Source organism: Lactobacillus sp. ESL0237, from assembly GCF_003692985.1.
Classification (GTDB): Bacteria; Bacillota; Bacilli; order Lactobacillales; family Lactobacillaceae; genus Lactobacillus; species Lactobacillus bombicola.
In genome coordinates this window covers 1-21,225 of record NZ_REHE01000009.1, presented here as the reverse complement: position 1 = coordinate 21,225, position 21,225 = coordinate 1, and the positions used below count along the sequence as shown (strand labels likewise).

The window sequence follows — 21,225 nt, the reverse complement described above, 5'->3', positions numbered from 1 at the left end:
AATTGTTTGAGCTATTAGGTCATTGCTAATGGTCTATTTTAAAATTGTATTATAAGTAGTTAACTGATACATACGGAGAAATAAATGAAAAGATTTTATAAAATTGTTGCCATAATGTTCTTAGTGGTTTTTGCAGGTATTATTTTATTTTTAGGTATAAAAATTAATACCCATAATAATAACTTTAAAAACAATCAAGTAGAAGCCAATCACTACAGTAAGAAAATTGATAACAATAAAAAGGACAAAGATAATCACTCTCAAACTTTTGGAGTTACTAAGTTTAATAAAATTAACTTTGATATATATGAACCAGATATTCAAGTTTCTCATGGCAATAAATATCAAGTAACACTTGCTGGGGAAGACTTGAATAAGATTAAAGTTAAGGTTAAAAATCAAGTATTAACTATTTCTGATGCAGGACGTCAAGCTTTTGCCCACGATAATGGATCTTATCAAGTTCTTATTACAGTTCCTGACATTAACGCTATTAAAGAAATGATGGGTTATAGTCATGATGGTGATATTTATTTAAATGATGTAAGTATTTCTAAAATTAATTTTAATACAAAATATGGTGATATCGATACTGATGATGTTAAAATTCAAGATTCTAAATTACGTTTATCAAATGGCGATTTAAAAGTAACAAATTCGACATTAGCAAATAGTTCAATACATTCAGACAATTCAGATATGTTTATCACTAACAGTAAATTTAAAGTAACAGCATTTTTGACTGACGGTGATGTTAAAATTAAAAATTCTCAAATGTTAGGCAATAGTACATTTAAAACTGTAGATGGAGATTTCAAAATGATTAATCCTTCCCAAATGTCTTATTACCTTTCAACCGATCCTACGAGCACTATTAAGTTCCGTGGAAATAACAAATTATCTCACTTCTCATTTGTAGTAGATAAGGCTCCAACACTTAAAGTTACTAGTAAATATGGTGATATGGTAATCAATTAAACTAACAAATAACATGGAGACATAATATTTAAAATTTCAGAATCAATTTAAATTTAGTAAACAATATTAAACAACACATAAAATAAATATATTAATTATTAAATAAGCCCTGAAAATTAAGCAATTTTTAGGGCTTATTTTTAATCGAAAATTTTGTTATAAAGGTAAAAATATATGTAGTTAAGGCACATTTAGTTAAATTCCAAACTTTAATAACAAGCTGACAAAGTTGATAGTAGAATTGGTTCGCTTACTATTCATTAACATGAGTATGGTAGGAAAACTAATCCAGCAACTAAAAATTACATTTCTAAATAGAAAAATTCTACAAATTCGATATTTCATATTAATTGGTATTTATTTATTTTTTGCTTTTCATATAACTTAAAGGCAAGTTGCATATTACTTTGTTATGGTATATTATATATGTATTACAGTATAACGACTTATGAAGTAAAATGAATTTAAATTATTTTAGAGGTTTAATTTAAAAATGAAACACGCTAATGAAGGAATACTTGAAGTCAGTAATGTAAACACTTATATAGGAAAAATTAAAATTATAAAAAATATTTCTTTGAAGATTAAGGCAGGTGAAATTGTCGGTTTAATTGGACCTAATGGTGCAGGGAAAACCACGATTATGAAAACCATTTTAGGCTTGACGAAGTTTACCGGTAGTATCACCGTGGGTAATCGTCCAGTCACTGAGACTAATCATAGGGCTTTAGCAAGGGTTGGCGCTTTGATCGAGCATCCAGCTATCTATCCATTTTTAACGGGAAGACAGAATCTAGAATTATATGCCCGTGATAAAAGAGATCTAACTCAATTGGTTTCCACTTTGCAGATGGATTCTTATATTAATAATAAAGCTAAGGGTTATTCCTTAGGCATGAAACAGAAATTAGGGATTGCAATCGCTTTACTTAATCAACCTCAGTTAGTAATTTTAGATGAACCAATGAATGGCCTAGATATTGAAGCTACCATTGGCGTGCGCAAGTTAATTAAACGCTACGCCGATCAAGGAACAGCTTTTCTTATTTCGAGTCATATTTTAAGTGAACTGCAAAAGATTATGACTCAAGTGGTACTGATAACTTCAGGTAAAATTATTGTTGACCAACCAATTGAGGAATTTAATAAGACTAGTAAACAAAAATATAAAGTACTCACGGAAGATAATAATCGAGCAATGTCTCTTCTGCAGAAAGAAAAGATTCCATTTATACTCAAGAATAATTTCTTAGTCATAGATCAAAAAAACATTTTTGCTATTCATGATGTACTTTTAAAAAATAATATCCACTTGCAAGAAATACTGCCATTAGAGGCTAGCTTTGAGGAACTTGTCGTTAACATTCTGGACCGAGAAAGAGGTAAGGAAGATGGGCGTTAGTCTCAAAGAAGAGTTCTATAAATTTTACCACCAAAAGGTTGCAATGTATGGAGTAATAACTATGCTTGTTTTGATGGTCTACAGTGCACTAACAACAAACATTACCAAGAATACATTGGCATTTGGTTTTGGATCAGTCGAATGGATTCCAATTATTCTGATTGCTGTTGGGTCTGCATTTTTTGCCATGGAGTACAGCAATAATACGATTATTATGCTAATCTACAAAAATTCAAGCAAACTCAAAATTTATCTGGCCAAGCTCATTGTTGTTTTTGTTTATGGCTTTATACTGACAATTGGTGCTATTCTATTCACTTTTATATTGAATTGGCTTTTTGTACCTGGTGGATTTAGTTGGGGTGCAGCTTTTCATGCACATACGTTGAGAGACGCTCTTATACTTAATATGTTTGGTGAAGTAATCTACTCTGTTTTCATCATTGGGTTATCCTTCATGTTGACCATGCTTGTTAAAATCAATGCAGTAGTAATCTGTATTGGCTTAGCCCTAGCTTTTTTTGGTGCCAGTCTTTCAGCTGGTCTGATGTCGTCTCTGCCATCACTGGTTAAGATTATCAAGTGGAACCCGCTTAATATGATTTTTATTTCCCAGCAGTTGACCAGAAGTTCGATTATCCTTAAATCCAATTTGACTAACATGCAATTGATTGTGACTACGTTGATTTATGGTATTTTGTTTGCGATTATAGGCTATTACCTCTTCAAAAATCGGCGGGTTTAAATTATAAGATGGAGAATAAATGATGTTTTATAGTATCAAACAAGAATTTTATAAGTTACGTCACAAAAAAATAGCTTGGATTGCTCCTATAATTTTATTAGTATTGATGATCTTGGCAGGCTATGCGCTGAGCGGTGAAGAAAACAAGCTGTTACTAGTACTATGTTTTGATGCACCTGATTGGATTATGTTTATACTGGTTGTAATAGGTGCTACGACCTTCTCGATGGAATTTCAGAATAATGCCATCTTAACTCTATTATATAAAGCCACTAATAAGGTTTATGTTTATTTGTCAAAGTACATTGTACTGTTTCTGTATGATGTCTTTTTGCACTTACTGGCACTTGTTTATACATTTTGTTTGCATTATACGCTTTTTCGAACTTCAGCAGTGTGGACAATGACCTATCTATACGGTCAGTCAATTTGGGAAAACATGTTAACGGCATTCATGGTTGATCTAGTTACGACAATGCTAATCATAACACTTGTTTTCTTACTATCTTGTTTAATTAATAATAATGCCATTGTAGTTACTCTAAGTTTTTTGTTAGTATTCATGGGGCAAACTGTTTCTAGTAATTTGTTAAATTTAAATAAGTTCGTCAATGTGATGAGGTGGAATCCATTAAATATGCTTAATTTAACTCGCCAGTTCGGTAATTACTCAATGTATGTTGAAACAACTCATCTGAATAATAATCAAATCCTTATCGGGTCAATGTTTTACATTATCATTTTCTTTATTCTAGGTTATCTGATTTTCCGTAAAAAACGCTATTAAAAGATACTATATACAAGTCATAAAATATATCTTGGGAGGCTAGCAAAAAAGCTATAAGCTATAAATAGATAGTTTATAATATTTTCTGAAGTGTTGCTAATAAGTTAAATAGAAAGCCAATAAAGTTGTTGCTTTATTATTCAGAACAAATGGCACTGGAATATTTAGGCCGAGATCCAGAAAAAGCTAGACGCAATTAACTTTGACTAAAAAGTTTTAATTTTAAGATATGTAGTAAATAAAATATTTGTTCCAGTAGCAATTGGAATTACTACTATTACCACCAATTATATATTGCTGGATATTCAAGAATTTTAGTGTTTTGACACCATTAGCATAACCCTTGGAATAATTCAAGTAATCGGCTTGTCAGTTTTCTATTTAATAATAAGAAAAATTGTTAAATAGTTAATCACTATAAAAGAAAGCGACACTAAACTAAGTGTTGCTTTTTTATCTATTATCAAAAAAGTTATGTAAAATTATTGGCTTGTAAGTTATATATTATTGATAATATAATTAAAATTATTAATATTTAATAGACTTTACAACAAAAAGCAGAAGGTGAAAAAATGAAATATAAAAAAATAACACAACTAACTCAAGCAAATGCAGACCAGATTGCTAGAAAATGGCATTACAGTGGCCAGTATGATTTTTATAATATGGAAAATGACCCAGAAGATTTTGAAGAAATAATCACTTCAAGGTTACGAGGAAATAAGTATTATCAGGTTTTAGATGATAAAGATGAACTTGTGGGGTATTTTTGCTTAGAAAGATTGTCAGAAAAAAAGGTGGAAATTGGTTTAGGATTGAGACCGGATTTAACTGGACAAGGCTTAGGATTAAATTTTGTAAAAGAAATCGAAGCATTTGTACAAAAAAATTTCAATTATAAAATGATTCTTCTGTCAGTGGCTAGCTTCAATAAACGTGCCATTAAAGTTTATCAGAGAGCAGGATTTAAAAAAGAAGGTTCTAAAATGCAAAAATCAAATGATGGCATATATGAATTCATTAACTTAACTAAAAAATTTTAGGATATCAATAGTAAAACCTCGAAATTGCTTTAACTTCGAGGTTTTATTATTTATTTTTGGGCTGAATGATCTTTGAAAATGTAGAACAGACCAATTAGCATAATAACAACTAAAATACTTATCAAACTTGGCATGATATGATTGAATTTAAATTTGTACGCGATTAAAGTATAAAGCAGTCCTATTATCGAAAATGTTAAGATTAAGCCGCCTCGGTTTTTTTTAGCGAATTTAAAAATTGACCAATTATTAAATTTTTTTGCTAGGACATAAAGTAAAAATATCAGGACGATGTAACCAATTTCTTTATACATAATTTTATCCTTTCAATTATTTCTAAAATTAAAGCGCTTTATGCGTTTATATTGCTATATTTATTGCTAGTTGTCAATTAAATATTGGTAGCACTTTTTAAAGTTATGCAGGTAATGCTTGTATTTTTGTGGCACTAGTTAATGTTTTTAGTCTTTGCTTTACGGAAGATGCTCTATTTATTTTGGTATTGCTGAAATTTAAAGTTAATCAATATTAATTTAAATACATTAGTCTAGTTTAGCTAAATGGTTAATTGAGCAACTATTTTTTATTTATGATAAAGATTGATTTTTTGTTCTTTAGGTAATTTTAGTTATAGAAAAAGTCCGGAAAGTTGTCTAATTTTCGAGACTTATTTCAAAAATAAAACTTCTTTTTTGATAAAATATATTATCGGTTTTAATTTACTTTTATTTTTAAAATCAGTTTGGAGTAAGTGTGATATTTTTATTACTGAGTTTAATCACATAATCACATTGCCGCCAAACCTTTGGATCATGTGTCGCAATCATAATCGTTGTTTTGGGATCAAAGCCAGTTAGCAAGGTTTTTAAAACAATTTGACTATTTTCTGAATCTAGTGACCCAGTCGGTTCATCAGCAAAAATCACCTGTGGTTCTTTCAAAATGATTCGTGCTAATGCTACACGTTGCTGTTCACCGCCACTTAAAGTGTATACTTTTTGCTTAAGTGGCAACTTGTCTAGACCAACTTGCTCTAAGGCTTGTCTCATTTTAGTATCTATTTCAGTTTTAGCCAATTTTTGGTTTGCCAGACCAAGTAGCAAGTTCTGCTTAACGGTTTGCATATCAATTAAGGCAAAGTTTTGAAAAATAAAACCGAAATCTTCACGATATAGTTTTCTTTGATTTTTGGAATTAACAGTTAAGCCATTAAAATTAACCTTACCTGTTGTTGATGCTTCCAATCCGCTTAATACATTCAAAAAAGTTGTTTTGCCCGCGCCACTTTTACCAACAATTGCATAACTTTTACCAGTTTCTAAATTGTAAGTAAGATCTGTAAAAATAGTTTTTTCTTTAAATTTTTTAGTAAGATGTTCGATTTCAAGCATTTTGTAACTCCTAATTCCCATGATTAAGCGTAATTAATAAATTTTTCTCCGCCCAGTGCCACATTAATAAGATAATTAAACCTTCTAATAAAAGATACGTTAAAGCTATTGGCATCAAAGTTAAATATTTTAATTTTAATAAAATACAGGTAACAATTAACCAATCACATCCTAGATTGATAAATAGGAACGAACCAACAAGTTTGGTATTCGATTTGCCAAATACTCGATAAATTGCCATTTTTCGCCGTTGACTTTGCAAGAAAGTTGAACTCACAAATAAAATAATGAAGGATAGTTGGAACAGTGATAAAACTGTTATGATGGTTAACATGATTAATTCATTATTTGCTTTACGATTATAATCATCTAATCGACCTTGTTTACTACTTATCCCAATCACATATGGAGTTAAACCTAACTGCTTAGTCAAAGTTTTAAGCAGTTTAAGTTTAGTGAACTGAATCGTACCCTGTGTGATGGTTGCTGCATAAAAATCATCTGACAATAGCTTATCATTCACAACAACAATTAAAGGATTGGTTGATATTGATGATGAAATTTCATATCCAATAGTATAATTAAAAATTTGTTGATCACTAGCAATCGGAATAACCTGAATTACGGGTGAATAATTTTTTTGATAATAATTTGGTAAAGTATTTTGAAATTTAATGAAGCTTTTTAACTGCTTTTTAGCTTGTTTAACCTGGTCTAATCGGTTGCGAGGGACTAACAATAAAATTTGCTTGTCGCTAGATTTGCGAGGTTGTAAATGGAATTCACTTTGATTAATAAAATTTTGATTGGCAATAATAACATTGCCATCTTCAGGCTCAGTTGAACGAGCTTTTGGCTGAAATTGTTGCGAATTTTGTGCCAAAATCGCGCTTGAGGACTGGCCTATCAATCTATGAACCATCCGAGAAACTTTTCTATCTTCTTGATGATCATTAATATGCCATACGAGCAATGGAGAGTATGTATTCTTTTTCATATGCCACTTTTTAATAATTTTAACATCGTTCGTGTAAGTTTTATTGCTGTTGTATAACGAAATCGTATTAATTATAATCAAAATTAAAAGTACGGCTTTTAAGATATAACCAATCAATAAAAAAGGTCGTGTATGTTCAGCTCCTTTTATTGCTGTATAAGGGTTGATTAATGACAAAACCGCATAAGACAAGAAATTTAAAATAAAAAAGGCAAGAAATAATATCACTAAAATCCCACACAAACGCGGTATGAAAAAACTAAAGCTACTACGAGTTAAAGTGCAGAAACTCCAAATAAGTATTCCACCAATAATTAAGCTGAAGGCCAAAACAAGACTTACAGCTTCATCTTTTAAATCCGTAATAATGATTTGATTAGTACTTAAACCATTAATCTTCATAACTGCATAAGCTTTAAAACGATAAACTTTTTCTAGTACCATGACAATAAATAGAATGCCAATGATATTTGCAGTAATAAGTAAATTGGTAGTAGAAAGATCAGCTAAAATTGATAGCAGAAAAGATTTGATTGATAAGGGGTTATCAATTATGTGCACTTTCATTCCCAATGTATGCAATTGTGATAAAAGTTGCTTTAACACTTTTGGATTAGCATTAGTACAATATAACCCATATATTTCTTCTAGTTCAAAATCCTTATTCGTCAGTTTTTTAACGGATTTATTTTGATAAAGAGAAAAATTATTAGTCTTTGTTCCCAAATCATAAACAATTTTAGTTTGATGACCATTAAAATTATCAGTTCGTAATTTAACCAGTGCTATATGATTATCTTTAGAAAAATGCTTTAAGGTCTTAAAAAAGTTCTTTTTATTGTGCTTTTTATTCCATTTAATAGTATTTTTTTTATCCCAATTTTTAACAACTTTTGACCCATAGACATCAATGACTGTTTTATTGTTTGGAACTGAATTATTATCTGAGGAACTAATCAATTCAAAAAATAGAACAATTACTATAATTGATATTAGTAAATATAGAAGAATTTTTATTTTCCGTAACATATATTTAAAAACTCCATATTATAAATACTTTATTTTGAAAAGTATACAATGCATATAAGCAGCTATTTAGCTATATTTTAAAAAGTAAATAAGCTCGATTAATTTAAGTTTTTAACAAATTTAAATCCATAAAAATATTCTCCTTAAATAAAATTTATGTTATATGGATTGTAAGAAAGCGCTTCTTTAAAATACTACAATTATAATATACAAGTATATATTTTTCAATAAAATTCCATTTAGATATAATATAATTATAACTTCTTTTATGATAAAAATTAATCATCTAATTATTATGTAGTGTCTAAATTGTGTTAGTAACAACTATAAACTTTATTATTGTGTTTTTTAGTTGAACTTACGATCATTGTTTAACTTAAAGAAGTCATAATAGGTAGTTTGGACATAGTAAAAAATTATTAATGATTAGGTAGGCAATCACGATAGACTTAAATTATTGGTGAATGCCTAAAGCAAAGTTGCTTGATTTTAAACTATCAGTTAGAACTTTATTTACCAAAATTTTAATCGTTTTAGAAAATATAGAAGTTATGGAAGATCAAATTAGCTTCAATTACTTAAAATTTTTCTATTTATTTAAACTGAAATTTCAAAAAATAGTTCTAAAAAATCATCTGCCACAGTTTACATGCAAAAATTTAAAAATAAAGTATGTGCAGAACTGACAAAAATATGTAACGTATAATCCTATTATTATTGTGTTTTACGAATATCAAGTTTGTCTTAATTCTGATGATTTGCTTACGCTGGATGGTTGACCATTACTTAACCCCATATATATTTAGCGATACTATCCGATTTAATTTAAGCTTAGGGCTAGATTTTTTAGAAGTGACCATGTGCATAAAGTGGGATTAGCTACTGAATTAGGAGCTGCCCCCACTAGCACGTAAAAATAAGAGAAAAGAAGAATAACCGTTAGCTCATAAAAGCTAGCGGTTATTAAAATTAATTTAATCAAGAACTATTATGATTGTTGATTAAACCTAATTTCGGTTTGCGTTAAATCAACTGTGTAAGTTGTGTCTTCAAGTGGCCGCTTGGTCATACCTTGATCAGTTGAATAAATTATCAGACATAAGCGACTTTGAACTGGTAATTTGTAGTAAGTTGGCTGCAATTGAAATTCCAAGTCATAAAATTGGTTTGCCTCAATCGCCCTCGGCTTTTTCAAATCAGCATAATTTTGTAAGTTCATGTGCCCCTTAGTGATTAATTTAGCGGACGTTACTTTATCAGGCATAAATTCTTGCAAGGTATCGGTTCCAAAACGATAGCCTAATTCTTGCCCTCCAGGCATAATCAAACGGGGAGTGGGAGTTAATCGCTTACGCTCGCCTAATTCTACGAGGGCAACTGATAATTGCCCTTTATTAAGATTAGATGAAACTCGTACTTTTACCGTTGGTCGTCCCACTATAGTGACCGGGTGAATAAATTCTTCAGTGGTAAAACGTAAACTGACTTTGGTCCACTTTTTAGCACCACTAATAAATTGATTTTGCCAATCGCTTTCAGAAATTTTAGCCTTTTTAAATTCCTTTCCCCCAACATCAGTAAAGGCAAGCTGCTTTTGACCATTGCCATCTTTTTGCAATTGACCATCATCGGTTGGGTAGTAAGTTGATTCATGACCGCAATCATTACTCCAGTCTTGTTCTTGATGCCATGTGTCAGCTTCTAAGTTATCCTGAATCATTACCTGTGGCCATTGCTTATACGCCTGATTTTCAATACCTAACAATTCGTGCACGAACCATAAGTTCATCAAGTCAGTAAAATCGATTGAAACCAAGTTATTCATATTGTAGTGTGGGCCTTGATGTAAAAAGAGGTGGTGTTCAATTGGTAAATTTTTAACTTTTTGCCAGATTTTATAAACATTTTTGGGTTTAACATTCCAGTCATTTAAGCCGTGCACACTAATCCATGAGCATTTAATTTGGTCAGTATGATGGCGGTAATTACGGACATCCCAAAAGTCAGAATATTGCCCCGTTAGGCGATCGGCTTTTGCCAACAGAGTTTTTTGCATTTCGTCATATTTGGGCTTGATTTTGAGATAGTCACCGGCATCCCAGAGATTAGACTGACAAGTTTCAGCTAGCATATCTAAGTCTTCTCCTTGACAAGCTTCCGGTGCAATTACTAGACCATGTTCACGGTAGTAGTCGTACCAAGAAGAAATGGCGGCTTCTGAAACAATCGTTTTGAGTCCAGCTACTCCAGTTGTCGCTAGTGCAATTTGTAAAGTCCCTAAGTATGACCGTCCAGTCATTCCGATGTTACCATTGCACCAATTAGCTTTAGTTTCGTGCTTTCTAGTGCGGTCGGTATAAGCAATTCGATCACCGTGTAGCCATTCGATAACAGCTTTAGCACTTTCAGTTTCTTCAGGTCCTCCTGTAATGCGCAGGCCGTCGCTACCACGAGTACCAATTGCTCCAGCCACAACGCTAGCAAAGCCGCGAGCAAGCATATATTCATTTAAAGTATAAGGTGCTTTATTTAATGCTCGTTCAGTTGCTGGATTTGCTTCAGTATTGCTACTAGTGGGTGCTTTAGCCTTGATATGATTGGCGGGCTGGTACTGAGGATTAGACCATATAGTTGCATCAGTTAAGTTTTCATCAACACTATGGTTACGCTTTTCATTAGCAATTACACCACCAAAATAAGGATCGGCAGTATAAAGTGCAGGAATAGGCATTTTAGCACTTTCACTAGGTCTAAAAATGGTGGTTTGTAATAAGTCAGTTTGCCCATCACCATCTGTGTCGAGATCACATTCAACGTAGACTACTTCGCGAATGACTTTACTGGTATCAAAGACTGGTTGACTTTTGCCATTGAATAAAACAAATTCATTTTGCGGTAATTCATTTCGGCGGTCATAAAAATAGCCCTTGCCAGCCATTACATCAAGTAATATTTGCCCATTTTTAGTGCGAGTATTTAGCAACCGATAAAAAGCTGCAATCAAGTCGGTGGAATTATCAATTTGACTTACGGTTGGTAAGGCTTGCTTTTTCATAAATTTTACTGGGTTAGCTAAATCATAGTCGTATTGAACGTGATAACCTAATAATTGTAAGGCAACGTTGTAAAATTGCTCAATTGAGATTTTTTCTGGTTTATTAGTTAGAAAAGCTGTCAAGTTTTGGTTACTCGATACGGCAAATTCAGTTAATTTAGCTTTACGGGCGTCTTCATCTTGTGGATTAACTTCAGCTAGAACATTGGCAACCATTGTAGTCAATAATTCACTGAAAGTCAGTTGTTCAAAATTTGCTGGCAAGAATTTGATTTTAAGAAGTTCTTTGACTTGAGTTTTATAGTCAGTTTCAATATAAGCGTATTGATTATATTTCATATAATTCTCCTTTTTATTTATCTATTTTACATGTTCTAATTAAGTTATGAAAGAAGCATTTCAAAATAAAAGCAGGCAATCATGCCTGCTCATTTAGCCAAGTCTTTTGATAAAGATCTTCATTAAATCCACATGTTAAATTCTGTTTGCTAACTACAAGCGGACGCTTAATTAATTTGCCATTTTGGGACATCATCTCGGCGGCTTCCGAAATCGACATCGCACTAACTTTATCTTTAAGATGCAGTTGCCGATAATCTTGACCGTGTGTATTGAAGAAATACTTTAACCCGCGATCTTGATACTTAGTTAGCCATTTAATCAGCTCATTTTTTGTTGGTGGCTGTTCAACCAAGTCTTGAAAGTCAATTTTGACATGATGGTCAGCTAACCATTTTTGTGCACTACGCGATGTTGAGCAACGCTTGTAACCATAAAACTTAATCATTTTAATAACCTTCTTTTATTTGAATGATAATTAATTATACCAATTACCAATTACCAACTACCAATGTTAAGCAAGCACATTGAGGCTCTTTTTGACTAGAGGTTTTTATTTAAAGTCTAGTTCAAAGTCTTGACTATTAAAGAAATGCAACCTGTTATTACAGATATAGTTAGCAATTAGACCAAGAGCAATTGGTAGAATAAAGAAGAGAATCGTAATTAAAATTATTGAACCAAAATCATTTGTCCTGCCTGTCATTGCTGCAATCGGGCCAATCAATCCAGAAAAGCCAAAGCCTGCACTCATTGGGGTACCAGCAATTTTGAAAATTGCGCCCAAGCCGCCCATAATTCCGGCGTTAATCATTAAAGGGACCAGTAGTTTAGGTTGCGTGATTAAATTTGCCATTTGCATTTTTGGTGAACCTAAAAAATGTGCAATTGAAGTACCAAAAGAGTTAGCTTTCCAGCCAAAAATGGCTAAAGCAAAACTAGCCGCTGTGATTCCTAGATTAGCAGAACCTGCAGCAATTCCAGAAATACTAATTGCTGTAGCAATCCCGACAGAAGAAATTGGCGAAACAATTAACAGAGCAAATACAATGCCCATTAAAATACCCATAATTATTGGTTGTAAATTAGTTAAATGTTCAACCCCCACGCCAATAAGCGCAGTTAGTTGGCCAATTGGACCTCTAGTTAAACACCCAATTCCACCAGCAACCACTAAAACAATTAAAGGGACTAGTAAAATGGTGTAAGCTTTAAGTTTTTGGCCTAAAAATAAAACCAGGCCATAAGCTAGCATGATTGTGATTGTAGTATTAACGACATCCCCATTACCAATAACCATAATCTTTCCATTTTTCATCATAAAATTACCGGCTCCAGCGACTGCAGCCAGGGCAATTGAAGCAGTTTGAATCGGGGTTAAGTTACCAGTCATTCCGACACACACAGCACTAATTACGGGTAAAAGTGCTGCAGCAAAGGCGGTTAATACTAAGATAAAATTGAGTTGGGGCCAAGTTGGTAAAAGTGCTTTAATTAATTGCCCAATTAAAGCTCCTGGAATTAGGGCTACAACAATACCGATTGATAAACCATTTAATGTATCAAAAGTGATTTTTTTGACAGTCTTCATAAATTTCTCCTAAAAATAAAACTCACACAACTGACGACAATTGTGTGAGTTCTTTATTAAGAAGTAAACACTTAAGACTTTGACACAATTGCCGTAGGCCAGTGTGTCAAATAAATGACAAACTAGGCATTTAGTTTAAAAAAACAAAATACCAAAAATAATATTTAACTTGTGGTTGATCAGTTACGTTGCTAGTCGTCATAATCGTTAACCTTTCATAAATATTTAATCAGTATCATACTAAATTACAGAGAAGATTTCAAGTTAAATCTTAAGAAGTAATTTAAAAAATAGCTTAGCTATCAATGTAAAATTATTAATTTTTTTATAATATATCATTATCACAGATATTGAAAACGTTTTCTGCTATACTTAGTATTGTAATAAAAATTATTAAAGGGAAAGTTTATCATGAAAAAAATAATTAATAATCCAGCTGATGTTGTTTCAGAAATGTTGTCTGGACTGACTAAGGCGTATCCGCAAATTATTACCTCCATCCCAAAAACTGCAGCTGTAATACGCTCAGATCAAGCTTCTATGGTAAATAAAGTTGGACTTGTCAGTGGTGGAGGTTCAGGTCATGAGCCGGCTCATGCTGGCTTTGTCGGCAAGGGAATGCTCACAGGTGCAGTTTGTGGTCAAATTTTTACTTCTCCAACACCTGATCAGATTTATGAAACAATTAAAGCAGCTGATCAAGGACGTGGGGTCTTTTTAGTTATAAAAAATTACTCTGGTGATGTAATGAACTTTGAAATGGCTAAAGATATGGCTGAAATGGATGGAATTAAAGTTGACTCAGTTATAGTTGACGATGATATTGCAGTAGAAAATAGTATGTACACGCAAGGTCGTCGTGGAGTTGCCGGAACAATTTTAGTTCATAAGGTTTTGGGTGCAGCTGCGCAAGCAGGAGCTTCCTTGCCAGAAATTAGTCAGCTAGCGCAAGAAATTTTGCCAAATATTAAAACTGTTGCAGTTGCTCTATCTGCTGCTACTAATCCCGAAACAGGGAAACCAGGTTTTGAATTAAAAAACGATGAAATTGAATATGGTGTCGGTATTCATTCAGAGCCAGGCTATCGCCGGGAAAAAATAAAATCATCTCAAGCATTAGTGACTGAACTTGTTAGCAAAATTGATCAAGAAATACATTTTGACCCTCAAAAGCAATATGCGGTTTTAGTCAATGGCTTAGGAGCAACACCATTAATGGAACAATATATATTTAGTAATGACTTGCTAAATAATTTAGCGCAAAAGCAGATAAAGCCAGTTTGGATGAAAGTTGGCAATTATATGACCTCAATCGATATGGCAGGAATTTCGCTTACGGTTTTTGAATTACAAGCAAAACAGTGGTTAGAGTATTTAAATGAGCCAGTTGAAACTATTGGTTGGTAATAGGAGATAAAAATGACATTAACGGTTAATAATTTGATAATATGGATGGCTAAGTTTGCTGATAAAATAGCAGTTAATAAGCAATTCTTAAGCGATTTAGATACTCCAATTGGTGATAGTGATCACGGCTTTAATATGGATCGCGGGATGCAAGCCGTCATGGCCAAATTAAAAACAAAACCATCAAGTTTGCCAGAAACCTTTAAAGTTATTGCTATGACACTAATTTCTACGGTTGGCGGTGCTTCAGGTCCGCTTTACGGTACTGCTTTTTTAGAAATGGCAAAAAAAAGTAGCACTACCACTGATCTAGTTGATCTACTAACAGCTGCTTTAAATGGTATTGAAAAACGTGGTGGAGCTGAGCCGGGTGATAAAACGATGGTGGACGTTTGGCAAGCAGTAATTCCAGAAATTAAAGCGCACACGCTCACGGAGAATAAAATTGCTAGTGCAGTTGAAGCTACTAAAGATTTAGTTGCTAAAAAGGGACGTGCCTCATATCTAGGTGAAAGAGCCAAGGGTCATGTTGATCCAGGGGCACAATCAAGCGCATATCTATTTACTGCTTTATTAGAAACTGAAGGTTTATTATGAAATTAGGTATTACATTAGTCTCGCACGTTCCTGAACTTGTTATAGGATTAGATAAGTTACTCGCTCAAGTAGCAAGTGATGTTTCAATTACAAGCGCAGGTGGGAACAGCAGTGATGAAATTGGAACAAGCATGGATAAAATTTTAACGGCTTTTTCAACTAATCAAGCTGAAGAAATTTTGGCTTTTTATGATTTAGGCAGTGCAAAAATGAATTTAGAAATGGCTACTGAAATGACTAATAAAAAAATTCATTTGTATGATGTTGCTTTTGTTGAAGGAGCATACACTGCAGCCTCACTTATCCAGGCTGGTGTTGGGCTAACTGAGATTGAACAGCAATTAGCACCTTTAAATATTAAGAATCAGTAAAACTTTAAATTGTTATTTGCATCGTGCTTAGGGTATAATTAACACATTCTAAAATAGAAAAGGGAAAATTATGCATAATAGTTTAATGATGCAACTCATAGGTGAGTTTATAGGAACAGCTTTTGTTGTACTATTTGGTGATGGAGTATGTGCAGCTGTTAACTTGAAAAAGTCAAAAGCAAATGGTGCAGGCTGGATTGCAATTGCTTTAGGCTGGGGGCTAGCTGTGACACTTAGCGTATATTTTGTAAGCTGGTTAAGTCCAGGGCATTTTAACCCAGCAGTCACAATTGCCATGGCTACAGCAGGTAAGTTTGCTTGGTCGTCGGTTTTGCCTTATATTATTGCCCAAGTAGCAGGTGCTTTTGTTGGTGCAGTAATGGTCTGGTTAACATATTATCCTCATTGGGCCGAGACTACTGATCAAGAATTGATTTTAGGAACGTTTAGTACTGAACCGGCAATTAGAAATTACTTTTGGAATTTCTTTGCGGAAGTAGTGGGTACTTTTATCTTTGTTTACGGCTTGTTAGCTTTTACTAAAGCTAATATTCCTGCTAATTTGAATCCAATTCTTGCAGGATTGTTAATTGCTGGTTGCGTTTTCTCAGTTGGGGGAATTACAGGTTATGCAATTAATCCTGCTCGTGATTTTGGTCCTAGATTAGCCCATCAGCTTTTACCGATTGCTAATAAAGGTAAGTCGGATTGGGCTTATAGCTGGGTACCAGTAGTTGGTCCCATAGTAGGTGGCCTGCTAGCAGCTTTGTTGTTTAAGGTTATAGCTTAATCTTGAGCTCTTTTATATAATATAACTAAGCAAAAATCCTCAGAATCTAAAGTTTCTGAGGATTTTTTGTTTAATTAATTATTTTGATAGGAACAAAAAGAAGTTAAATTGGGTCTTCTTTTCAAATAAAGCAAAAGCTCATGGTCGTAATTGGCTTGCTTTGCGAGGCTGATATCAAACTGCAGGTGCTATTTATACTTTAATATTTCTAAGCTCAATGATTACCAAGTTTTAACTATAGCCAAAGATTCAGGAATTTGGGGCGGAATATTATTACCGGTCACAAAAATTAGCTAAGCAATTAAAGAATTACCATTATTCAGATTTTGAATGCAATCCATTTTTTAATAAGCAATCAGAAGCATAATAATTAGTAACACAAGGCTTCAAAAAAACCGCTCTATTTATAATTAGAGCGGTTTTTATTGAAAAATGTTAGCCAACTTTTAAACTTCTTAGGTTTTCAATCCTTAAGGTTTAATCTACTATAAATGATCCGGGTGGTCTTTATATTAGTAATGAAAATACTGTTATAACAGTATTTTGAAGCGTTGATGTTAGCCAAATGTTAGCCAAACTATGCTAAATGTAATTTCTGTGGTTCATTCATTGAATCTAGGGCATTTGCAAGTATTTTTTGCTGTGTAGCCTTCATTTCGTCAATCATGTATGAATAAGTATCCATCGTAATTCCAATGTTAGAATGACCTAACCGTTTACTAATTTCATACCAGTCAACGTGGTGAGCAACTAAATAAGCAACGTGGCAATGTCGCAAGCTGTGAAAATGAAAACCTTTCTTAGATATATTTGCCTCTTTCAAGCGATATCTCAGAACCTTATTTAGAGCGTTGTCAGTAGGTAATTCACCATTTGATTTTGCGAAAATGAATTCTTGATTATTTTCCTTAAGCTCATTTAATGTATTTAATAAAGACTTTGAAACATAGATTACTCTTTTTGAACTTTCATTTTTAGGCGGTTTAATTTTTTTAGATATGTAATCGTATGACTTGCTAATTTTGATGGTTTGCTTTTTATCATCAATATCTGACCATTTAAGAGCCAAAATTTCGCCCGCTCTCATTCCTGTCTCTATTGCAGTTAAAATCGCATAAGGAGTCGTATGCTTTCGATTTAGACTGCTTTGGGTAACCTTAAGTAAGGACTGAATTTCTTTAATTGACAAATATTCAATATGTCGTGCCCTTGTTTCATTCCAGACTTCGTTAATTCGATTAGTAAAATTTTGTGGAATAATACCTTCTTCATGTGCATCTGAAACACATGATTTTAGAATACCATTTAACTTTTTAATGGTTACTTTAGAATGAGTTTTACCATATTCGTTGATGAAATTTTGATATACAGAGCGATTAATATCATTTATTCTAGTAGTACCAAAATATTTTTTAACCACATTGCTAATATAAGTATATCTTCTCTTGGTACCATCTGTTTTGCCTGGGATGCGATATGTCGTTGCCCAGTCCCAGAAAAAATCAGCAAAAACTGGATTTTCATTTGTAATATTGTTTTTATTTTTTGCTAAAATCTGTTCATTTTCCCATTTTTTAGCTTGCGCCTTAGTTCTGAAACCACCTTTGGTTTTATATTTTTTCTTTTTACCAGATTTAGTATCTGGATCGTTAATATACCAGGAAACCTGTACAGTCCAGGTATTGCCACGTTTATAAACGGTCATATTTATTTTTCCTTTAAAATTTGCTAAAATAGGGTAGACAAAAAGCTTTTGTCTACAGTGATTAGCCTTTAAGAAAAGTTGTCTAGACGAGTTCTTAAAGGCTTTTTTGTTGTGCTTACTTTAATGATATTTGTAAGTTTTTGTTATCTAAGCGTAAGTTGTTTTTATCAGAAGATGTAACTTTTAAAATCATACCTTTTTTGTAAGTAAGTGAAGGCAAACTAACTAGCTTAATACCAGCTCTTTTCCCTGGTTGAACAGGTCTCTCATCTTCCGAACTGAAAGATATTGTTTGTGGAATATCAGCAATTGATATTGAAAAATACTTATTAACAAAATTGGCAATATCAATTGGATTCTTAGACTTGTTATCTAAGCCGCAGAAAATATTAATTTTATGATCACTAAGAACAGTATCTCCAAATGAAAATTCACCTTGATTTTTTATATAAAAAGTTTGTTTCTTTAAAAATATGTCGTATTTTTTGTATTTTGAAGCAACAAACTTTTTTTCTTTCCTCTTCTGCCTATTAAGTTCATCTTGGATATATTCAGCTTTGGTTTTAAACCAGTTTGCGGTTTTATGTGGATATACCCAATTAGAATATTTACCGAACAAGGCCCAATAATAGCCTCCTTGTTTATTAGCTAATATTTTTATATTAGTTCCTTTTTTGAGCAATTTCTTCTCAGCGAGATATTGATGGCCAACACCCTCTTTATGCCATCTAATCCTCCTGATTTCAATATTTTTAGTTAAAACAACTTTATGTTCCTTAGAATTATATAAATCCTTTTTGATCCAATAAGAATATGGCTTATAGTTTGCAGCATTAACAGTAGTTGGCTTTGCAAAGACAAACAAATTAATTAATAAAATTAAAACCACAAAACTAATTGATATTTTATGTTTCATTGTAATTACAGCTTTTCTAAAAACTATTTGACCAGTTTATACCAACCTGTTGGTGTAGGGCATTGCCAAAAATATTTGCCACCATGCTTGAAATATCCATTGGACCAGCCTTTGTGAGTTACAATCCATTCATAACTTGCAGCAATTTGAATTTTTACTTTCTGTCCTTTTTTTAGAGTTTTAGAACCGATTGCATGTGTTTTATACAATGGATAGGCAAATTTCATTTTGTAAATCTTTATCGGCTTAATGACTTTTACTTCTCTGGGATGCCTGTATGTAGTCCATCGACTTGCTGAAACTTTTTGTTGTGTTAAACCCAGCGAGAAAATTAAGCCTAAGATTGCTATTACGCTAATAATTAATGATTTTTTCTTCATAGATAGATTTCCATACTTTCTTTATTTATTAGTTAACTCTAAAGTAGAACCGTTCCAGACAGCTATAGGCGCATCATCTTCGTCAGTGATTTATGGATTTCTAAACTTTTGCACCAGTCATCTCTTTTTTGCATTTCCGAATTTTGCTTTCTGTGTTAATATGCTATGCTAATAGCCGAATAAACTTTATCAGTATTTGGATTCATAGTACCTTTTATTTGTGGAATATAAATCTTTTCTTATATTATCCAAAATATAAATAAAATTTTTAGGCAAGCCACAACTTTTTATAAATAAATCGTAGTCTTTTTTATCATTAAAAGTTTTTGTAACATCCTTTTTCCAACTTTTCAGCTTACTAATTAATAATAAAGTGTCGAATTTATCTAAAGTTATTAATAAACCCAATAAAACACCGAATACACCATTTCCCAAATTTTCCTTTTTAAATTGTGTAACATTGAAATTAGCTCCGGTATATTTTGTAATCAAATTAAGCCTCAAATTCTTTTTGAAATGAAAATGAACAATCCGCGAGCCATGTGCCAATGTATTTCTAAATTCATGTATTGCATCTAAAACACCACTGAATGCTTCGATACGTTCGTCATCAATTTGCTTAGAAACTTTATTTAGATAAGGTGTTCCTTTAAAATCCTTGTAAACAAATGGATCAATATAATCTAACCATTCTTCAATATCAATTTCTTTATGAGTGGTTTTGGCTAGTGATCGTGCTATTAGATCTCCTTCATCAAAAAGTCTATTGGTCATCTCTTCGCTTATTTGTTTTGAATGATATTTGTCAAAATGATAATTAAAAAAGTCGAAAGGCATCATTTGATGAATTATATACCTCTTCAAATCAATTGGTAATATTTTGAAAAGCGCTTTAGTTTGTCCAAACATTGCATTGTTTAGGAGAATCCAAGGAGGAATTACATCGTAGTTATCCTTATAATACTTTGTTGGATTTTTTGAAGTATTCTGTATTTCTAAAATCATATTAAGAATGCTAATTGCACGCTTTTGATGCCTGTAGGAATAGTTATTCGGATTTAAATATTTTTTGGGGTCTACTCCCCACGTACTTGCAAGAGTATATGACATACTTTCTTTTAAGAATTGTTCGAAAGTAAGAGTAAATCTAAATAATATATTCCTTAAATCGTCTTCCATTCTGTGAAAATGATACAAATTTTCTATTGTAGTACGAGTGTTGAACTCGTTAATATTTTTACGGTATAAATCATTTTTATATCTATTCACCAAATTATAATATCCACGAGTCTTTAAAATCTCTATACTGATTTCTTCGCCGCTTACATTTAAGCCATGGTTATTGAGATTATTTAATAATTCTGGATAAGTTTTAAATTTTACTTTTTTCTTCATGAACGAAAAACACCTCACAGTAATTAGATTACCATGAGGTATTTAAACGACCCGTACATAATACAGGCATTTAAGCTATATACTCATGATAACTCATAATTATAATTTGTCAACAAGTACTATTTGATAAATGTCACTTATTTTGAAGAGTATTATCGCCTCAGGTTTAACGTCACTGGTGTTGTGGACAAAATTACTCTTTTCTTTATATTTTCAATCAAATATAATAATTATATATATAAAATTATTATTTTATGAAGGAGTACATTATGAAGAAAATTATTACAATTATTTCTGTCGCAATTGC

The 21,225-nt window shown here is 32.2% G+C and carries 18 protein-coding genes; 9 read left to right on the top strand and 9 right to left on the bottom strand.

All coding sequences use genetic code 11. The features are described 5' to 3' along the window. The first annotated feature begins 84 nt into the window (after positions 1–84). The 5 genes from F5ESL0237_RS04845 (at position 85) to F5ESL0237_RS04825 (ending at position 4,955) form a co-directional block, all read left to right on the top strand. A complete protein-coding gene (locus F5ESL0237_RS04845; protein ID WP_122024804.1) occupies positions 85–978 on the top strand; it encodes a DUF4097 family beta strand repeat-containing protein in 894 nt (297 codons plus the stop codon). Positions 979–1,492: 514 nt separating this feature from the next. Then, positions 1,493–2,380, top strand: a complete 888-nt coding sequence (locus F5ESL0237_RS04840) for an ABC transporter ATP-binding protein (RefSeq protein WP_122024847.1) — start codon at positions 1,493–1,495, stop codon at positions 2,378–2,380. Continuing rightward, positions 2,370–3,125, top strand: coding sequence for an ABC transporter permease (locus F5ESL0237_RS04835; protein ID WP_122024803.1), 756 nt, complete (start codon positions 2,370–2,372; stop codon positions 3,123–3,125). The genes F5ESL0237_RS04840 and F5ESL0237_RS04835 overlap by 11 nt, the downstream gene beginning before the upstream one ends. Before the next feature lie 19 nt (positions 3,126–3,144). Further along, complete coding sequence (locus F5ESL0237_RS04830; protein WP_233551919.1) at positions 3,145–3,912, top strand: ABC transporter permease; 768 nt, start codon at positions 3,145–3,147, stop codon at positions 3,910–3,912. 572 nt (positions 3,913–4,484) lie between these two features. Beyond that, positions 4,485–4,955 (top strand): GNAT family N-acetyltransferase, encoded by a 471-nt coding sequence (locus tag F5ESL0237_RS04825; RefSeq protein ID WP_122021912.1) that lies wholly within the window; start codon positions 4,485–4,487, stop codon positions 4,953–4,955. Between the two features lie 737 nt (positions 4,956–5,692). Here the strand turns inward: F5ESL0237_RS04825 and F5ESL0237_RS04815 are convergent. From F5ESL0237_RS04815 to F5ESL0237_RS04790, 5 genes are all read right to left on the bottom strand, one after another. Beyond that, complete coding sequence (locus F5ESL0237_RS04815; RefSeq protein ID WP_122024800.1) at positions 5,693–6,346, bottom strand: putative bacteriocin export ABC transporter; 654 nt, start codon at positions 6,344–6,346, stop codon at positions 5,693–5,695. A 10-nt stretch (positions 6,347–6,356) separates the two neighbouring features. Continuing rightward, complete coding sequence (locus F5ESL0237_RS04810; protein WP_122024799.1) at positions 6,357–8,372, bottom strand: hypothetical protein; 2,016 nt, start codon at positions 8,370–8,372, stop codon at positions 6,357–6,359. A 988-nt stretch (positions 8,373–9,360) separates the two neighbouring features. Further along, positions 9,361–11,766 (bottom strand): Xaa-Pro dipeptidyl-peptidase, encoded by a 2,406-nt coding sequence (locus F5ESL0237_RS04800; RefSeq protein WP_122024797.1) that lies wholly within the window; start codon positions 11,764–11,766, stop codon positions 9,361–9,363. A 79-nt stretch (positions 11,767–11,845) separates the two neighbouring features. Further along, positions 11,846–12,214: an arsenate reductase family protein gene (locus F5ESL0237_RS04795; RefSeq protein ID WP_122024796.1), complete on the bottom strand. Its 369-nt coding sequence runs from the start codon at positions 12,212–12,214 to the stop codon at positions 11,846–11,848. Between the two features lie 105 nt (positions 12,215–12,319). Beyond that, positions 12,320–13,357 carry a PTS sugar transporter subunit IIC gene (locus F5ESL0237_RS04790; RefSeq protein ID WP_122024795.1) on the bottom strand — a complete coding sequence of 346 codons (1,038 nt, stop codon included), beginning with the start codon at positions 13,355–13,357 and terminating at the stop codon, positions 12,320–12,322. A 411-nt stretch (positions 13,358–13,768) separates the two neighbouring features. On the opposite strand from F5ESL0237_RS04790, the gene dhaK reads away from it, so the two are divergent. The 4 genes from dhaK (at position 13,769) to F5ESL0237_RS04770 (ending at position 16,522) form a co-directional block, all read left to right on the top strand. Next, positions 13,769–14,764, top strand: coding sequence for a dihydroxyacetone kinase subunit DhaK (gene dhaK / locus F5ESL0237_RS04785; protein ID WP_122021908.1), 996 nt, complete (start codon positions 13,769–13,771; stop codon positions 14,762–14,764). Between the two features lie 12 nt (positions 14,765–14,776). Then, positions 14,777–15,361 carry a dihydroxyacetone kinase subunit DhaL gene (dhaL, locus tag F5ESL0237_RS04780; protein WP_090092791.1) on the top strand — a complete coding sequence of 195 codons (585 nt, stop codon included), beginning with the start codon at positions 14,777–14,779 and terminating at the stop codon, positions 15,359–15,361. After that, positions 15,358–15,732: a dihydroxyacetone kinase phosphoryl donor subunit DhaM gene (gene dhaM, locus F5ESL0237_RS04775; RefSeq protein ID WP_122021907.1), complete on the top strand. Its 375-nt coding sequence runs from the start codon at positions 15,358–15,360 to the stop codon at positions 15,730–15,732. The genes dhaL and dhaM overlap by 4 nt, the downstream gene beginning before the upstream one ends. A gap of 70 nt (positions 15,733–15,802) precedes the next feature. Further along, on the top strand, positions 15,803–16,522 hold the full coding sequence (locus tag F5ESL0237_RS04770) for an MIP/aquaporin family protein (protein WP_122021906.1): 720 nt from the start codon (positions 15,803–15,805) through the stop codon (positions 16,520–16,522). A gap of 577 nt (positions 16,523–17,099) precedes the next feature. Here F5ESL0237_RS04770 and F5ESL0237_RS04765 read toward each other — a convergent pair. The 4 genes from F5ESL0237_RS04765 to F5ESL0237_RS04750 form a co-directional block, all read right to left on the bottom strand. Continuing rightward, positions 17,100–18,227, bottom strand: a complete 1,128-nt coding sequence (locus F5ESL0237_RS04765) for a site-specific integrase (protein ID WP_122024794.1) — start codon at positions 18,225–18,227, stop codon at positions 17,100–17,102. Positions 18,228–18,342: 115 nt separating this feature from the next. After that, on the bottom strand, positions 18,343–19,143 hold the full coding sequence (locus F5ESL0237_RS04760) for a hypothetical protein (protein ID WP_122024793.1): 801 nt from the start codon (positions 19,141–19,143) through the stop codon (positions 18,343–18,345). 23 nt (positions 19,144–19,166) lie between these two features. Next, positions 19,167–19,523 (bottom strand): hypothetical protein, encoded by a 357-nt coding sequence (locus F5ESL0237_RS04755; RefSeq protein ID WP_122024792.1) that lies wholly within the window; start codon positions 19,521–19,523, stop codon positions 19,167–19,169. 189 nt (positions 19,524–19,712) lie between these two features. Next, a complete protein-coding gene (locus tag F5ESL0237_RS04750; protein WP_122024791.1) occupies positions 19,713–20,918 on the bottom strand; it encodes an Abi family protein in 1,206 nt (401 codons plus the stop codon). Positions 20,919–21,225: the final 307 nt, after the last annotated feature.

What these genes read in the sequence shown, in the direction of transcription:
- F5ESL0237_RS04845 (WP_122024804.1), top strand. Translation starts at nt 85, where the DNA reads ATGAAAAGATTTTATAAAATTGTTGCCATAATGTTCTTAGTGGTTTTT.
- F5ESL0237_RS04750 (WP_122024791.1), bottom strand. Translation starts at nt 20,918, where the DNA reads ATGAAGAAAAAAGTAAAATTTAAAACTTATCCAGAATTATTAAATAAT.
- F5ESL0237_RS04830 (WP_233551919.1), top strand. Translation starts at nt 3,145, where the DNA reads ATGATGTTTTATAGTATCAAACAAGAATTTTATAAGTTACGTCACAAA.
- F5ESL0237_RS04790 (WP_122024795.1), bottom strand. Translation starts at nt 13,357, where the DNA reads ATGAAGACTGTCAAAAAAATCACTTTTGATACATTAAATGGTTTATCA.
- dhaM (WP_122021907.1), top strand. Translation starts at nt 15,358, where the DNA reads ATGAAATTAGGTATTACATTAGTCTCGCACGTTCCTGAACTTGTTATA.
- F5ESL0237_RS04825 (WP_122021912.1), top strand. Translation starts at nt 4,485, where the DNA reads ATGAAATATAAAAAAATAACACAACTAACTCAAGCAAATGCAGACCAG.
- F5ESL0237_RS04800 (WP_122024797.1), bottom strand. Translation starts at nt 11,766, where the DNA reads ATGAAATATAATCAATACGCTTATATTGAAACTGACTATAAAACTCAA.
- F5ESL0237_RS04755 (WP_122024792.1), bottom strand. Translation starts at nt 19,523, where the DNA reads ATGAAGAAAAAATCATTAATTATTAGCGTAATAGCAATCTTAGGCTTA.
- F5ESL0237_RS04765 (WP_122024794.1), bottom strand. Translation starts at nt 18,227, where the DNA reads ATGACCGTTTATAAACGTGGCAATACCTGGACTGTACAGGTTTCCTGG.
- F5ESL0237_RS04815 (WP_122024800.1), bottom strand. Translation starts at nt 6,346, where the DNA reads ATGCTTGAAATCGAACATCTTACTAAAAAATTTAAAGAAAAAACTATT.
- F5ESL0237_RS04760 (WP_122024793.1), bottom strand. Translation starts at nt 19,143, where the DNA reads ATGAAACATAAAATATCAATTAGTTTTGTGGTTTTAATTTTATTAATT.
- dhaK (WP_122021908.1), top strand. Translation starts at nt 13,769, where the DNA reads ATGAAAAAAATAATTAATAATCCAGCTGATGTTGTTTCAGAAATGTTG.
- F5ESL0237_RS04770 (WP_122021906.1), top strand. Translation starts at nt 15,803, where the DNA reads ATGCATAATAGTTTAATGATGCAACTCATAGGTGAGTTTATAGGAACA.
- F5ESL0237_RS04795 (WP_122024796.1), bottom strand. Translation starts at nt 12,214, where the DNA reads ATGATTAAGTTTTATGGTTACAAGCGTTGCTCAACATCGCGTAGTGCA.
- F5ESL0237_RS04835 (WP_122024803.1), top strand. Translation starts at nt 2,370, where the DNA reads ATGGGCGTTAGTCTCAAAGAAGAGTTCTATAAATTTTACCACCAAAAG.
- F5ESL0237_RS04810 (WP_122024799.1), bottom strand. Translation starts at nt 8,372, where the DNA reads ATGTTACGGAAAATAAAAATTCTTCTATATTTACTAATATCAATTATA.
- dhaL (WP_090092791.1), top strand. Translation starts at nt 14,777, where the DNA reads ATGACATTAACGGTTAATAATTTGATAATATGGATGGCTAAGTTTGCT.